This window comes from Pseudomonas sp. LG1D9 (assembly GCF_002949995.1).
Lineage (GTDB): Bacteria > Pseudomonadota > Gammaproteobacteria > Pseudomonadales > Pseudomonadaceae > Aquipseudomonas > Aquipseudomonas proteolytica.
Genome location: NZ_CP026881.1, coordinates 4,354,581 through 4,368,266, shown reverse-complemented (window position 1 = coordinate 4,368,266; position 13,686 = coordinate 4,354,581). Strand labels below are relative to the sequence as shown.

Genomic DNA, 13,686 nt, shown 5'->3' with positions numbered 1-13,686 from the left:
GCGTGGTCCTACAACCGCGCTCAAACCCTGTGTCTGAGCGCTTTTCCGGGCTTACCTGCGACGCGGGCGGCGCTGTTCGTCATCGGTGCGGATAGGCACCGGTTGCAGCGGTGGCTCGATCAAGCCGAGTGCGACGCCGAGGTCGTGCAGCCAGTTTTGCAGTTTTTCTTTCATGGTGCCCCCTTTGAGGGTAGTGCCGAGCAGCTGGAATTCTGTGGCTGCTTCCTACAGATAGTAGTACTAAGTCCCACGCAATGCTTGCCTGAAACCGCAACGAACCATTACTGAATTGATACAAATCCTGACGATGCGGTCAGGCAATCGCTCGCGCATCTTGTTCAGGCCGCGTCTTGCCCTCTTGCTGCAGGTCAATCCACGCGTTGAGATTAGCCCCGAGCATGCCCTTGCGCCACATCAGCCAGGTGGTGGCGTGGGCAAACGGCTCGGCCAGGGGGTGGATCGAGACGCTGTGCTTGCCGGGCAGGCTGTCGAGCATCGATTCGGACATCAACGCCACCCCGGAACCGGCGATCACACACGCCAGCATGCCTTGATACGACTCAATCTCGATGGCCCGCCCCATGGCTACGCGGTCGTGGGAAAACCACGCTTCCAGGCGCGCCCGATACGAACAACTGCGTCGGAAGGTGAACACCGAGCGCCCGGCCACATCCTGCGGGCCGCGTACCGGCGGGTGGTCCGCCTCGCAGATCAGCAGCAAGCGCTCCTCGCACAACGGCACACCGTCCAGGGTCGCCAAGGTCAATGGGCCATCCACCAGCGCCGCATCCAGACGCCCGGTGATCAGGCCTTCAAGCAGCTCACCGCTGGGCGCCGACTGCACTTGCAGGTTCACCATCGGGTAAGCCTTGTGATACTGCGCCAGCAGTTTCGGCAAATGGATCGCGGCGGTGCTGTACATGCTGCCCAGCACAAAGTCCCCGGCTGGTTGCCCGCCCTGTACGGCGCCGTGCGCTTCGTCGTGCAGCGCCAGAAGCCGCGTGCTGTAGTCGAGCAGCACCTTGCCAGCAGGCGACAGTTGCAGGCGCTGGCGCTCGCGCACGAACAGCTCGACACCCAATTGCTCTTCCATTTGCTTGAGCCGGGTCGAGAGGTTCGACGGCACCCGGTGCAGGCGCTCTGCTGCACGGGTAATAGAGCCCTCTTCGGCCACAGCCTGGAAAATACGCAGTTGGCTGAACTCCACAACCATTCTCCTTAACTGAACAAGTTGCTCAGCATTATTCATTTTTACTGAATAACAATCCACCTTAACCTGGGGTCATCGCTTCTTGCAGGAATTTGCCCCATGTCTCCCTTGATTCGCTTACTCGCCAGCTTTATCGCCCTGATGATGGCCATGGGCATTGGCCGCTTTGCCCTCACCCCGCAAATGCCACACTTGCTCAGCGAAGGGCAAATCGACCTGACCGAGGCCGGGCTGATCGCCGCAGCCAACTACCTGGGCTATTTCGTGGGGGCCGTGGACTCGATGTTCGCGCGCAGTCATCGCCACATACGCGGGCGGCTGCTCGGCGGGTTGTGGTTGTGTGTGCTGCTGACCCTGGCGTCGTTCTGGGCCAACGGCTTCTGGTCGCACCTGATATTGCGCTTTGGCACGGGCGTGGCCAGCGCCTGGGTGCTGGTGATGATTACCGGCCTGAGCCAACCCCTGGCGATTGCCGCCGGGCGCCCGCGATTAGGAGCATTGGTATTTGCCGGGCCTGGGCTGGGGATACTGCTCACGGGACTGTTGGCATTGGGCTCGAACCTGCTGGGCGAGGATTCGGCGACGTTGTGGCTGGTGTATGGCGTGGTCGCCCTGGGCATGTTGCTGGTGATCCTGCCGTTGCTGCCCCAGCCTGACAGAGGACAGCCGCAGAGCAGCAGCGCCACAACCGGGAGCAATGGCAGCATCGCGCATCTGGGCTGGGTTTACCTGTTGTTTGGCTTGGGCTACATCATCCCCGCCACGTTCCTGTCACAAATGGCCAGCGCGCAGTTCAAGGGCGCCTGGCAGGCGGACCTGTTCTGGCCGTGCTTTGGCCTCGCGGCAGCCCTGGGTGTGTTGCTGGTCAGCCTGCGCAAGCCCAACCCCGACACTACACGCTATTGGTTGATGGCCACCCTATGGCTGCAAGCGGCCGGCGTCTTCGCTTGTTTGCTGGGCAATGGTGTGGGTTTGGCATTGGGCGTGGTGCTGTGCGGTCTGCCGTTCCTGGCGTGCATGCAACTGGTGATGCAGCGCCTGCGGGAAATCGCACCCCACGGTGCGCAACGCAGCACGGGGCTGCTGACGGCATGTTTTGCCCTGGGCCAGTTAAGTGGCCCACTGCTGGCCTCGTTGAGTAGCCACCTTAGCGGCGGCTTGCAGCCGGCGCTGATAGTGGCGGGCAGCGGCCTGATACTGGCCGGTGCATTGCTGCTACGACCGGCCCCGGCACCGATTGATTGCCGGGCGCGGCTCAGCCCCTGACGCGGTGCGCCGCCCCGTACCCCAGCAAGCAGCACGCAGCCGTGAGGAAGGTGCCCCACGCCATGTCCATCAATGCCAGGCCCGCCGACCAGCCTTGCAAGGTCGCCCAGTTGCTCAGGTCATAGGTGCCATAGGCCACCAACCCGAGCAAGGCGCCCAGGCGGGCGGCCCGTTGCCAGCCACCACTGGCCAGCGCCGGCAGCACCACAAAAGCCACACAGCCGAACACATAAAGGAAGTAGAACAGTGCCGCCGGCAGCAATCGCGGTTGTTCAAGCATCAGCGGCCCCAGCAGGGCCTTGTAGGTCGACCCCATCAACACGCCAAGCCAGAGGCCATCGAGCACTAAAAAAGCCAATAACGTACCGAGGTAAGCAAACACGACTTTTTTGCCCATGACGACACCCTACTGTAGGAGCCGGCATGCCGGCGATAGCGACTCCTACACAAGAGCAGGTTGCAGTCAGCTTAGTTCAATACGATCAGCGTGAATCACGATCTGGCCCTGCTTGTACAGCGCACCAATGGCCTTCTTGAAGTTGCCCTTGCTCACGCCAAACAAGTTGCTGATCACGGTCGGGTCGCTCTTGTCGCTGACCGGCAGGCTGCCGTTGTTTTCACGCAACTTGGCGAGGATCTTCGAGTTCAGGCTGGACGCCGCTTGTTCGCCGACCGGTTGCAGGCTCAGGCTGATATTGCCATCGGCGCGAATTTCCTTGATGAAACCCTTCTCTTCCTTGCCCGGACGCAGGAACTTGAACACTTCGTTCTTGTGGATCAGGCCCCAGTGCTTGTTGTTGATGATCGCCTTGAACCCCATATCAGTGGCTTCAGCAACCAGCAAGTCAACTTCCTGGCCCACGGTGTAGTTGGCCGGGGTCTTGTCCAGGTAACGGTCCAGGCGCGCAGTGGCGGTGATGCGCTTGGTGTGCTTGTCGAGGTAGACATGCACCACGCAGTATTCACCGGCAGTCAGTTGGCGCTTTTCCTCGGAGTAAGGCAGCAGCAGGTCCTTGGGCAGGCCCCAGTCGAGGAATACCCCGATGCTGTTGACTTCTACCACTTTCAGGCTGGCAAACTCACCCACCTGCACTTTTGGTTTTTCAGTGGTGGCGATAAGTTTGTCATCGCTGTCCAGATAAATAAAAACGTTAAGCCAGTCTTCATCTTCACTGGGAATATCTTTGGGAATATAACGATTAGGCAAGAGGATTTCGCCCTCTTGCTCACCATCCAGATACAAACCAAAGTTAGTGTGTTTAACCACTTGCAAACTGTTGTAGCGCCCGACTAAAGCCATTTCCAATACCCTCATTGCGTGGGCGGCATTCTACCCGAGTTGAAGGCAGCGGTCCCGTGTCCAGGCGCGCAACCCTGAAAAATCACGGGTTTGCCAGGGGATTTCAGGCAATCGCTCCGCTCGTCAGGTCGGGCTACGTGCTGGCATCGATGGGCGGCTGGTTTTTTTCCATCGGGTTTCTATTTAAAACATCGAGTTAGGGCCCTCAACCATAGATCAACTTAGGTTTTTATAATAACGCAGCTTATTCCTGGGAGATATTTACCAAGCAATTGTCAAGCATTTCATGTACGATGCCTGGCCAAGTTAATTTTCTACAGGTTAGTGGCCGCCATGCGCGTAAAAGCATCCAACAGCAAAGCAAAGCCAGCTCCCGCCGTTGAAACCAGCGAATCGATCAACAACCAAATCGCCGCGTTCCTCAAGTCCGGTGGCGAAATCCAGCAGATCGCCAAGGGCGTGAGCGGCCAGACTTTCGGCCCGTCCAAGCAGATCACCCTGGGTAAGAAGTAAGCGCGAAGCCGCCTACGCCTCCCACCTGGTCCCTAAGCGTCTTGCCTATCAAGGCGCTAGGACTAGAGCCCGCACCCTCCCCCCCGACACACTTTCAACCCCGCCAATCGACGAACGGGCCTCAGCCCCTGACTTTCGCCGGTATGCTTGCACACGTCTAGATCGGGCGTTTGCCCGATTCCTTCTGTTACTGCTCCTCGCTTTTCATGGAGTGACGCATGCTCAAGCCGTGCATTTTCCTGGTCAGCGCCCTGCTCGCCAGCCCCCTCGCCGACGCGCAGGTTTTCCAGCGTGAACTGGGCGACTTCGACTTGAAACTGGGGACTACGCCCAGTCGCAGCATGGCCCAGGGCCTGGTCAAACCCACCTCTCCGGGCAGCAACTCGTTCCACGGCGGCCTCGACCTGAGCCACGCCAGCGGTCTGTATTTCGGCCAGTTTTCGCCGAGCATGGGCCTGTCACCCGCCAGTAACCTGGAAGTCGATTCCTATTTGGGCTTCAAGCGCCCGTTCGACCAGACCCTGGGCTATGAACTGGGGATGATCCATTACAGCTACCCCAAGTTGAGCCCGCTCGACAGCCAGGAGTTCTACGGCGGCCTGAACCTGCTGGGCAATCGCTTTGGCGTGTCATTGGGCAACGACCCCGATCGTCGCGACAGCACCCTGTTTGCCGACCTGGGCGGCACCCAGCCGTTTGGCATTGGCGTGAGCATGAAGTACACCACTCATCAGTTAGGCGCTCCGGCATCGGTGGAGGGCGGCTCGATCCGTAGTTTCAGCGACTGGTCGGTGAAGTTCTCCCGACCGTGGATGGGCGTCGACCTGGACCTGATCTACAGCGACTCCAGCCTCAGCGGCAGCGACTGTTCGGCCTACTCCGGACACAATTCGCAATGTGATGGCCTGTTGACCCTCAAGGCCGAGCGATCGTTTTATTGATGGGCTGAACTGTCACGCCCCCGGCGAGTTCAGATGAACATCCCTGGACTGCGCAAGGACTCGCCCATGCTGTATCGGTTAAGAATCCTGGTGGCCTTGCTGGCCCTGAGCGTGCTGCTTGCCGGCTGCAACCGCGTGGGCCTGGCCTATCGCAACCTCGACGTGATCATCCCCTGGACCCTCAGCGACTACCTAGACATGAACGCCGGGCAGAAAAGCTGGTTCAACGACACCCTCAAGGACCACCTGGCCTGGCACTGCACCACCCAATTGCCCGGCTACCTCGACTGGCTCGACCGCCTGCAACAGATGGTCGACAACCATCAGGTCAGTGATGCAGCCCTGCAAACCCGCACCCTCGAAGCCAAGCAGGCCATCGCCGATGTCGCCCGGCAGGTCACTCCATCCGCCATCCAATTGCTACGCGGGCTGGACGAGCAACAGGTACGGGAGATGGATCAAGCGCTGGCCAAGGACCTGCGTAAACGCCAGGACGAATACCTCAAGCCTCCCCTGGCGCAACAGATCAAGGACCGTAGCGAGCGCATGAACAAACGCCTGGACGCCTGGCTCGGCCCGTTGAGCGCCAGCCAGCAAGAGCGTGTGCTGGCCTGGTCCACCGCCCTGGGTGCGCAGAACCAGCAATGGATCGGCAACCGCGCCCATTGGCAGGCGCAGTTCATCGCGGCCGTCAACCAACGGGCTAGCAGCGACTTCCCGCGCAAGATGGAGCAACTGCTGGTGGACCGTGAAAGCCTGTGGACCGCAGATTATCGCCAGGCCTATGCCCAGACCGAAGCGGCGGCCCGCAGTCTGCTGGTGGATTTGATGGCCGAAAGCACGGTGCAACAACGACAGAAGCTGGTGCAGAAGATCGATAAAGTGCGCAGCGACTTCCAGTCCCTCAAGTGCCTCAAGGGCAGCCAAGCCTAGCCCGACGCCATTGGGCCCAGCGTCCCCAGCCAAGCGACCAGCCCCAGGATCAGCAGCACCGCACCGAATTCCAGGCTCAGGCTACGCCGCAGGGCGCGACAGGCCTGCGTGTATTGGCCAGCCTCCACCGCCCAGGTCGCCAGCCACACACTGGCGCTGGGCCACATTGCACCGTTCAAGGCAACCAGAGCGGCCACCAGCAATACGCCGATACGCAGTATCCAGGTCAAGCCAAACTCGGTCTGCCCCAGCATCATCTGCAGATGCGGCCCAAGTGCCTGCCACTCTTGCTCACCGCTCATGGCTCGGGTCATGACCAGCAGCGAAGCCATCGAGAGCAACATGCCAAGAAGCGCGGTCCCTGCCAGCCAGCCTTTGAAATTCAACACCGCGCCGGATAGCCGCTCCGATGCCTTCAGCCCATACAGACCAAACAAGCCCAAGCCGAACAGCAGCATCAGGTCCAGGTACAGCGCAAACCGCAAGGCAATGCCCACAGACTCACTCATGGCCGGACGCTGAACACCACATCGCCGGTAATGGGGTGGGTGTCTGACGACACCGCGCGCCAGTCCACCCGGTAGGTCCCGGCCGGCAGCGGCGCCGCAGGCTTGATCAGCATCACCTTGGGGTCGCTGCTGCCCGACACACTGGCCTTGATGGGCATGGGCGAATGGGCCATGCCGGGCATCGCCGTCATGATCAGCTTGGCGCCCGAAAACTGGGTCAGCAGGTTTTCCGAAAAGTGCAGCTCAATGGTCTCGGGGGCCGGCCCGCTTGCCCCGGCCGCAGGCAGTGAAGACAGCAACTTCGGATGGGCCCAGGAAGGCCCGCTGAGCAATAATCCGGAACACAGCGCAACCGCCACCCACGTGGTTTTAAACACAGACATGCAAGGCTCCTGGCCGCTCATGGCGACAGGTTATAGGTAGAGTTTTTTAATCAGCATCCATCAAAACCACAGGCGTACACCCAGTACCCAGCGCACCTCGCTGCGGTCCTCGCCCTCGTCCCTGGCGTACTCGGCCGTCTGGCCGTAGGCACGATTCCAGGTCACCCCGACGTAAGGCGCAAACTCGCGACGGATTTCGTAACGCAGCCGCACCCCAACCTCGGTTTGCGCAAGGCCTGAGCCAATCCCGCGCCCGGGATCGTTTTTCCCGTAAAAGTTGGCCTCGGCGGTAGGCTGCAGCACCAGCCGATTGGTCAGCAAAATATCGTAGTCCCCTTCGAGGCGCGCCGCGGTCTGCCCACCTTCACCGACAAACAGCGTGGCCTCGGCCTCGAAGTTGTACAGGGCCATGCCTTGCAGGCCGAACGCCGCCCAACTCTGGCTGTCGCCCGGCTTGAAGTCCTGGCGCATACCGGCCACCACATCCCACCACGGGCTGATGGCGTGGCCCCATAACGCCTGGACCTCGGCCTTTTCAGTCTTGCCCTTGGCGCGCTCACCTTCGGTGCGCAGCCACAAGCGGTCGATATCACCGCCCATCCAGCCCTTGGCATCCCAGCCCACGGCGCGGCCATCGTCAGAGCCTTGCCATTCCAGTTGGTCGATCACAAACAACGAGTTGATGCCACTGTCATGCACCACATGCCCGCCCGGGGCGTTGTAGACCGCGGCGCGATCGGCGTCGGTCAGCGGTGGAATCGGCGTACGACTATGACTGCTGGCCGCAGGTGTTGCTGGCGTCATGCCTTGCATCTGGCTGTGGTCCATGGTTTCGGCGCTAACCAGCGCTACGGGGGCAAATGTCGCGATCAGTAGCGCAGCGGGGCGAAATAGATGGCTCATGCTCGGTTCCTCATTCTTGCACCCGGACTTCACGGAACATGCCCATTTCCATGTGGTACAGCAGATGGCAGTGATAGGCCCAGCGCCCCAGGGCATCGGCGGTCACCCGGTAACTGCGACGCGATCCTGGCGGCATGTCGATGGTGTGTTTGCGCACCATGAACTGGCCGTTTTCGTCCTCCAGGTCACTCCACATGCCATGCAGGTGAATCGGGTGCGTCATCATGGTGTCGTTGACCAGCACCACCCGCACCCGCTCGCCATAGGTCAACCTGATCGGCTCGGCATCGGAGAACTTCACCCCGTCGAAGGACCAGGCGAACTTCTCCATATGCCCGGTCAGGTGCAACTCGATGGTACGACTGGGCTCGCGGCCGTCGGGGTCTTCAAAGGTGCTGCGCAAATCGGCATAGGTCAGGACCTTGCGCCCGTTGTTGCGCAAGCCGATGCCAGGGTCGTCGAGCTTGGGTGAGGTGCTCATCGCCTGCATGTCTACCAACGGGTTGTTGGTTTCGCTGGCCGGATGGCTTTGCATTGGCATCGCCATCCCCGCCATGGCGCTGTGGTCCATGCCCTCCATCGCCCCACCGTCCATACCAGCCATCTGACTGTGATCCATGGTCGGCATATCTGCCATGGCCCCGTGATCCATTGCACCGTGGTCCATACCGCCCATGCCCATGTCGTCCATGGTCAACCAGGGGCGAGCGTCCAGCGCAGGGACCGGCGCCAGCAAGCCCGGCTCACGGCTGAGGGTGCCGCGTGCGTAGCCGGTGCGGTCCATGGATTGGGCGAACAGGGTGTAGGCCGCCTCGCTCGGTTCGACGAGCACGTCGTAGGTCTCGGCCACGGCGATGCGCAACTCGTCCACGCTGACCGGTTTCACCGGCTGGCCGTCGGCTGCCACAACCGTCATCTTCAGGCCCGGAATACGCAGATCGAAGTAGGTCATGGCCGAGCCGTTGATCAAGCGCAGGCGGATCTTCTCTCCGGCACGGAACAGCCCGGTCCAGTTTTGCGCAGGTGGTTGGCCGTTCATCAAGAAGGTGTAGGTCGCGCCGCTGACGTCCGCCAAGTCCGTGGGATTCATCTTCATTTGCGCCCACATCAGACGGTCAGCAGCAGTGGCCGACCAGCCCTTGTCGGCCACATCCTTGATGAAGTCGCCCACAGTGGGTTTATTGAAGTTGTAGTAGTCGGACTGTTTCTTCAGGGTCTTCATCAAACTGACGGGATCTTCGTCGGTCCAGTCCGTCAGCATCACCACATAGTCGCGCTGGTAAGTGAAGGGTTCCGGCTCCCGCGGATCGATCACCAGCGGGCCATAGACCCCCTGTTGCTCCTGGAGCCCGGAGTGGCTGTGGTACCAGTAGGTGCCGTGCTGGTTGACCTTGAACTGATAGACATACACCCCACCCGGCTCGATCCCCTTGAAACTCAGGCCCGGCACGCCGTCCATATTGGCCGGCAGGATAATCCCGTGCCAGTGGATCGACGTCGGCTCTGCCAGGCGGTTGCGCACGCGCAAGGTCACGGTATCGCCTTCGCGCCAGCGCAGCAGCGGCCCCGGCAAACTGCCGTTGATGGTCAAGGCAGTGCACACGTTGCCGGTGAGGTTGACCGGGGTCTGGCCAATGGACAGTTCAAAATCGCTGCCTGCCAGCACGCCCGGTTGTCCGGGACTGGCCAGGGCCCAGACCGGTGGCCGCCACAGGCCTGCGCCGCCCAGCAGGCCGGCCGCAGCCAAGCCTTTGACGAAGGTTCGTCGAGAAGTGTTGGAGTGCATGCCGATTCCATTCCCGTCAATTGAATGACCCAAGAATAGGAATCGGCGCCTGTCAGTTGGCTTAGCGCCACATTACCGATTTGACAGTTTCAGCCGGCTCAGGCGATTTGCGCCTTGGAGGCCACGACCTCGAACGTCGCCGGATCCAGCGCATCGGCCTGCTCGTCCAAAACCTGGCGCGGGTGATCGTTGCCCGGGATGGAACTGTCGATCAGCGCCAGCAGGCGGGCCCCCAGCGGCGTCAAAATGAAGTTCTCGCCATTGCCGCCCTGATCCTCTGGACGGGACTCGATAAAGCCGCGCTTGAACAACAGCGCCTCATAGTCGGCTGCGGTCTTTTTCAGCGCATCGAGGTCGCCGTTGAAGTCGCCGGCCGTGGCCTTCTCGGCGGCTTCCTGCTCGGCATACTTGCGCGGGGCAAAGCTGCCCTCGCCATTTTGCACTTCATGTAACAGACGCTCGATCAGATCCCAATTGTAAGTACTCATCCTGAATCCCTCCTGCAGGCACACCGACTGGCGGCCTTCAAAGGTTGTGACCGGCGTGTGCGGGCGCCGTTCAGCCGGATGGACGAGCGTGATTGCACTGAACTTTTCGCGGGCCGTAGCCCTCAACCGAGTATCACCGCCAAGGAGGTCCACCCATGAAAACCCTGATGCAACTGGCCGTCGCCGCCACCCTGTTGAGCGCCCTGCCCGCCTGGGCCTGTACCCCGGAAGAGGCCACGGAAAAACGTGAGCAACTGGCCAAGGAAGTCAGCACCCTCACCCAGCAGAACCCGACCAAGGCCAAGGAAATCAACGATGAACTGCAGCAAATGGACCTGGATACCGAAAGCGCGAAGTTCCCCGACAAGTGCCAGTTGATCGAGGCGCGGCTCAAGGAATTGAAGGAAGCGGCGGCCAAGGCAAAAAACTGAAGGCATAAAAAAACCGGACATTGTCCGGTTTTTTTGTGCGCCGCCGTATTATTCGGCAGCCGGTGCTTCTGGCTTGCGGCGCTTGAGCGGTGCCATTCCGTCCTTGCTGACCAACGACAGGTTGTCGGTCTTCGGCCGGTTGGCGATCTTGCGCTTGGTCGGCGACTTGGCGCCGGCTTTCTTCTTGTCGCCCTTGGCGTCGACCTTTTTCTTCTTCACGCCCACGGCCTTGCCCGAGGCCTTGACCTTCTTCGGCCCGGTGTAGGTGCCTTTGACTTCCTTGATGGTGCGCCGCTCAAACGACTGCTTGAGGTAGCGCTCGATGCTCGACATCAGGTTCCAGTCGCCATGGCAGATCAGCGAAATGGCCAGGCCATCGTTGCCGGCACGCCCGGTACGGCCGATACGGTGCACGTACTCGTCGCCGCTGCGCGGCATATCGAAGTTGATCACCATATCCAGGCCTTCGACGTCCAGGCCGCGCGCGGCGACGTCGGTGGCTACCAGGATCTTCACGCCGCCCTGCTTGAGGCGGTCGATGGCCAGCTTGCGGTCCTTCTGGTCCTTCTCACCGTGCAAGACAAACGCCTTGTACTCCTGAGCCACCAGGCGCCCGTAGATGCGGTCGGCCATGGCCCGGGTGTTGGTGAACACAATGGCCTTCTGATACGTCTCGTTGGCCAACAGCCAGTTGAGGATCTGCTCTTTGTGCACATTGTGGTCAGCGGTGATGATCTGCTGACGGGTGGTCGAGTTCAGGTCGCTGACGTTGTTGACCTGCAGGTGCTCAGGGTTGTTCAGGACCTTGGCGACCATCTCGCGCAGGGTCGAACCGCCAGTGGTGGCGGAGAACAGCATGGTCTGCTGGCGGTTGACGCATTCTTCGACCAGGCGCTGCACGTCGTCGGCAAACCCCATGTCGAGCATGCGGTCGGCTTCGTCGAGCACCAGTACTTCGACTTCCTTGAGGTCCAGGTTGCCGGCGTTCAGTTGCTCGATCATCCGCCCAGGGGTGCCGATCAGGATATCCGGGACCTTGCGCAGCATGGCGGCCTGCACCTTGAAGTCTTCACCGCCGGTGATCAGGCCGGATTTGATGAAGGTGAACTGCGAAAAGCGCTCCACTTCCTTCAAGGTCTGCTGGGCCAGTTCACGGGTAGGCAACAGGATCAGGGTCTTGATGCTGACGCGGATCTTGGCCGGGCCGATCAGACGATTGAGGATCGGCAGGACGAAAGCGGCGGTCTTGCCACTCCCGGTTTGAGCCGTCACCCGCAGGTCACGCCCTTGGAGCGCGAGCGGGATGGCCGCTGCTTGCACAGGCGTAGGCTCGACAAATTTAAGCTCGGCCACGGCTTTGAGCAGGCGTTCGTGCAGGGCGAATTGGGAAAACACGGGTGCTACCTCGAAGAAATACAAAAAATCAGCTGCATAGGGTAACGGTTTCGGGCGCTCAGGCCGAGTTTCTTTACGCGAAGTGGGCCAATCAGATGGTTTTTTGTCAGGTGATTTGTCTGCCTGCACAACTTTGCAGCACTTAAATGCTCTAATCGCCCCGTCATGTCTTACAGAAGAATCGCTTTAAACCATGGATATCAAACAGCTCTGGCTCAACGTCCAAGACCTCTGGGGTGCCCTGGACCAACATCCGCTGCTGCATTCAAGCATCGCCTTGCTGGTGCTGCTGGTCGTGGCCCTGATTGTCGGACGGGTGGCTCGCTACCTCATCCTGCACACCGTCAAACTGCTCGGGCGCCAGCCGGCGCTGCACTGGCTCAATGACCTGCGGCACAACAAAGTCTTCCATCGCCTGGCACAGATGACGCCGTCCCTGGTGATCCAGTTCGGCCTGCACCTGGTGCCGGAACTGAGCAAAAACGCCGCGTTGTTCATCGGCAACGTGGCGCTGGCGTTCACCATTCTGTTCCAGGTCCTGGCCATGAGCGCCCTGCTCAACGCCCTGCTGGATATCTACGCCCGCACCGAACACGCCCGTACGCGCTCGATCAAGGGCTATGTGCAATTGGCAAAAATGGTGTTGTTCGTATTTGGCGCAATCATCATCGTCGCCACGCTGATCGACCGCTCGCCGCTGTTGCTGTTGTCCGGCCTGGGTGCGATGTCGGCGGTGATCCTGTTGGTGTACAAGGACACGCTGCTGTCGTTTGTCGCCAGCGTGCAATTGACCAGCAACGACATGCTGCGGGTCGGCGACTGGATCGAAATGCCCCAGGTCGGCGCCGATGGCGATGTGGTGGATATCACCTTGCATACGGTCAAGGTGCAGAACTTCGACAAGACCATCGTCTCGATCCCCACCTGGCGCCTGATGTCCGAATCGTTCAAGAACTGGCGCGGCATGCAGGCCTCGGGCGGGCGGCGGATCAAACGCAGCCTGTTTATCGACGCGGCCGGCGTGCGCTTCCTGCGTGACGATGAAGAAGCGCGCATGACCCAGGTCCACCTGCTGACCGACTACATCAGCCGCAAGCAGGCGGAACTCAAAGCCTGGAACGAAGCCCAGGGCCACAGCGCGCAACTCTCGGCCAACCGCCGGCGGATGACCAACCTGGGGACGTTCCGTGCCTACGCCCTGGCGTACCTCAAGAGCCATCCCGATATCCAGCCGAACATGACCTGCATGGTGCGCCAGATGCAGACCACCTCCCAGGGCGTGCCCCTGGAAATCTACTGCTTTACCCGCACCACCGCGTGGGCGGATTACGAGCGGATCCAGGGAGATATTTTTGACTACCTGTTGGCAGTGCTGCCGGAGTTTGGCTTGAGCCTGTACCAGCAGCCAAGTGGCAATGACCTGCGGGCCGGGGTGTTGCCGGCGGTGCTAGGTGCCAGCCATTTGCCAGCCCCAGAAAAAGCTGCGCTTTAATCCACTGCGCAGACCTATTGTGGAGAGGGGGCTTGTCCCCCAAAACCAACCAACTCGGGTTACCTGAGAGAACTCGTTGGCTTTATTGGGGCTGCTGCGCAGCCCAGCGGGGGACAAGCCCCCTCGCCACCACAGC

At 60.7% G+C, this 13,686-nt stretch carries 16 protein-coding genes; 6 read left to right on the top strand and 10 right to left on the bottom strand.

Annotated features, from left to right (window positions below; genetic code table 11):
• Positions 1-51 precede the first annotated feature (51 nt).
• Both C5F71_RS29415 and C5F71_RS20420 read right to left on the bottom strand, forming a co-directional pair.
• Positions 52-174, bottom strand: a complete 123-nt coding sequence (locus tag C5F71_RS29415) for a PA1414 family protein (protein ID WP_003210728.1) — start codon at positions 172-174, stop codon at positions 52-54.
• A 139-nt stretch (positions 175-313) separates the two neighbouring features.
• Complete coding sequence (locus tag C5F71_RS20420) at positions 314-1,207, bottom strand: LysR family transcriptional regulator (protein ID WP_104911823.1); 894 nt, start codon at positions 1,205-1,207, stop codon at positions 314-316.
• Positions 1,208-1,309: 102 nt separating this feature from the next.
• Here C5F71_RS20420 and C5F71_RS20415 point away from each other — a divergent pair, with 102 nt between their 5' ends.
• Positions 1,310-2,476: a YbfB/YjiJ family MFS transporter gene (locus C5F71_RS20415; protein WP_104911822.1), complete on the top strand. Its 1,167-nt coding sequence runs from the start codon at positions 1,310-1,312 to the stop codon at positions 2,474-2,476.
• On the opposite strand, the gene C5F71_RS20410 is transcribed toward C5F71_RS20415, so the two are convergent.
• Together C5F71_RS20410 and C5F71_RS20405 are read right to left on the bottom strand one after the other, a co-directional pair.
• Positions 2,466-2,873 (bottom strand): DUF2177 family protein, encoded by a 408-nt coding sequence (locus C5F71_RS20410; RefSeq protein WP_070995124.1) that lies wholly within the window; start codon positions 2,871-2,873, stop codon positions 2,466-2,468. The two genes, C5F71_RS20415 and C5F71_RS20410, sit on opposite strands and share 11 nt — an antisense overlap.
• Positions 2,874-2,939: 66 nt before the next feature.
• Positions 2,940-3,776 carry a S1 RNA-binding domain-containing protein gene (locus C5F71_RS20405; RefSeq protein ID WP_029292380.1) on the bottom strand — a complete coding sequence of 279 codons (837 nt, stop codon included), beginning with the start codon at positions 3,774-3,776 and terminating at the stop codon, positions 2,940-2,942.
• Positions 3,777-4,109: 333 nt separating this feature from the next.
• Here C5F71_RS20405 and C5F71_RS20400 point away from each other — a divergent pair, with 333 nt between their 5' ends.
• The 3 genes from C5F71_RS20400 to C5F71_RS20390 all read left to right on the top strand — a co-directional run bounded on the left by C5F71_RS20400 (position 4,110) and on the right by C5F71_RS20390 (position 6,163).
• Positions 4,110-4,289, top strand: a complete 180-nt coding sequence (locus tag C5F71_RS20400) for a hypothetical protein (protein ID WP_007946007.1) — start codon at positions 4,110-4,112, stop codon at positions 4,287-4,289.
• Positions 4,290-4,507: 218 nt separating this feature from the next.
• On the top strand, positions 4,508-5,230 hold the full coding sequence (locus tag C5F71_RS20395) for a TorF family putative porin (RefSeq protein ID WP_029292379.1): 723 nt from the start codon (positions 4,508-4,510) through the stop codon (positions 5,228-5,230).
• 66 nt (positions 5,231-5,296) lie between these two features.
• Positions 5,297-6,163 carry a DUF6279 family lipoprotein gene (locus C5F71_RS20390; RefSeq protein WP_104911821.1) on the top strand — a complete coding sequence of 289 codons (867 nt, stop codon included), beginning with the start codon at positions 5,297-5,299 and terminating at the stop codon, positions 6,161-6,163.
• On the opposite strand, the gene C5F71_RS20385 is transcribed toward C5F71_RS20390, so the two are convergent.
• From C5F71_RS20385 to C5F71_RS20365, 5 genes are all read right to left on the bottom strand, one after another.
• Positions 6,160-6,672 (bottom strand): hypothetical protein, encoded by a 513-nt coding sequence (locus C5F71_RS20385; protein WP_104911820.1) that lies wholly within the window; start codon positions 6,670-6,672, stop codon positions 6,160-6,162. The genes C5F71_RS20390 and C5F71_RS20385 overlap by 4 nt on opposite strands.
• The gene (gene copC / locus C5F71_RS20380) at positions 6,669-7,055 is read right to left on the bottom strand and encodes a copper homeostasis periplasmic binding protein CopC (RefSeq protein ID WP_029292376.1); all 387 of its coding nucleotides are present in this window, start codon (positions 7,053-7,055) and stop codon (positions 6,669-6,671) included. Before copC ends, C5F71_RS20385 begins: the two co-directional genes overlap by 4 nt.
• Before the next feature lie 60 nt (positions 7,056-7,115).
• Positions 7,116-7,958: a copper resistance protein B gene (locus C5F71_RS20375; RefSeq protein WP_104911819.1), complete on the bottom strand. Its 843-nt coding sequence runs from the start codon at positions 7,956-7,958 to the stop codon at positions 7,116-7,118.
• Positions 7,959-7,968: 10 nt separating this feature from the next.
• On the bottom strand, positions 7,969-9,744 hold the full coding sequence (locus C5F71_RS20370) for a copper resistance system multicopper oxidase (RefSeq protein WP_104911818.1): 1,776 nt from the start codon (positions 9,742-9,744) through the stop codon (positions 7,969-7,971).
• 98 nt (positions 9,745-9,842) lie between these two features.
• Entirely contained in the window at positions 9,843-10,232 is a 390-nt protein-coding gene (locus C5F71_RS20365) for a hypothetical protein (protein WP_029292373.1), read from the bottom strand.
• Between the two features lie 155 nt (positions 10,233-10,387).
• Here C5F71_RS20365 and C5F71_RS20360 point away from each other — a divergent pair, with 155 nt between their 5' ends.
• Positions 10,388-10,663, top strand: a complete 276-nt coding sequence (locus tag C5F71_RS20360) for a hypothetical protein (protein ID WP_029292372.1) — start codon at positions 10,388-10,390, stop codon at positions 10,661-10,663.
• Between the two features lie 48 nt (positions 10,664-10,711).
• On the opposite strand, the gene C5F71_RS20355 is transcribed toward C5F71_RS20360, so the two are convergent.
• On the bottom strand, positions 10,712-12,058 hold the full coding sequence (locus C5F71_RS20355) for a DEAD/DEAH box helicase (protein ID WP_029292371.1): 1,347 nt from the start codon (positions 12,056-12,058) through the stop codon (positions 10,712-10,714).
• 193 nt (positions 12,059-12,251) lie between these two features.
• On the opposite strand from C5F71_RS20355, the gene C5F71_RS20350 reads away from it, so the two are divergent.
• Positions 12,252-13,550 carry a mechanosensitive ion channel family protein gene (locus C5F71_RS20350; RefSeq protein ID WP_104911817.1) on the top strand — a complete coding sequence of 433 codons (1,299 nt, stop codon included), beginning with the start codon at positions 12,252-12,254 and terminating at the stop codon, positions 13,548-13,550.
• Positions 13,551-13,686 lie beyond the last annotated feature (136 nt).

Bases quoted from the DNA above. Each gene is read 5' to 3' on its own strand.
- C5F71_RS29415 (WP_003210728.1), bottom strand. From the start codon at position 174: ATGAAAGAAAAACTGCAAAACTGGCTGCACGACCTCGGCGTCGCACTC.
- C5F71_RS20415 (WP_104911822.1), top strand. From the start codon at position 1,310: ATGTCTCCCTTGATTCGCTTACTCGCCAGCTTTATCGCCCTGATGATG.
- C5F71_RS20410 (WP_070995124.1), bottom strand. From the start codon at position 2,873: ATGGGCAAAAAAGTCGTGTTTGCTTACCTCGGTACGTTATTGGCTTTT.
- C5F71_RS20405 (WP_029292380.1), bottom strand. From the start codon at position 3,776: ATGGCTTTAGTCGGGCGCTACAACAGTTTGCAAGTGGTTAAACACACT.
- C5F71_RS20400 (WP_007946007.1), top strand. From the start codon at position 4,110: ATGCGCGTAAAAGCATCCAACAGCAAAGCAAAGCCAGCTCCCGCCGTT.
- C5F71_RS20395 (WP_029292379.1), top strand. From the start codon at position 4,508: ATGCTCAAGCCGTGCATTTTCCTGGTCAGCGCCCTGCTCGCCAGCCCC.
- C5F71_RS20390 (WP_104911821.1), top strand. From the start codon at position 5,297: ATGCTGTATCGGTTAAGAATCCTGGTGGCCTTGCTGGCCCTGAGCGTG.
- C5F71_RS20385 (WP_104911820.1), bottom strand. From the start codon at position 6,672: ATGAGTGAGTCTGTGGGCATTGCCTTGCGGTTTGCGCTGTACCTGGAC.
- copC (WP_029292376.1), bottom strand. From the start codon at position 7,055: ATGTCTGTGTTTAAAACCACGTGGGTGGCGGTTGCGCTGTGTTCCGGA.
- C5F71_RS20375 (WP_104911819.1), bottom strand. From the start codon at position 7,958: ATGAGCCATCTATTTCGCCCCGCTGCGCTACTGATCGCGACATTTGCC.
- C5F71_RS20370 (WP_104911818.1), bottom strand. From the start codon at position 9,744: ATGCACTCCAACACTTCTCGACGAACCTTCGTCAAAGGCTTGGCTGCG.
- C5F71_RS20365 (WP_029292373.1), bottom strand. From the start codon at position 10,232: ATGAGTACTTACAATTGGGATCTGATCGAGCGTCTGTTACATGAAGTG.
- C5F71_RS20360 (WP_029292372.1), top strand. From the start codon at position 10,388: ATGAAAACCCTGATGCAACTGGCCGTCGCCGCCACCCTGTTGAGCGCC.
- C5F71_RS20350 (WP_104911817.1), top strand. From the start codon at position 12,252: ATGGATATCAAACAGCTCTGGCTCAACGTCCAAGACCTCTGGGGTGCC.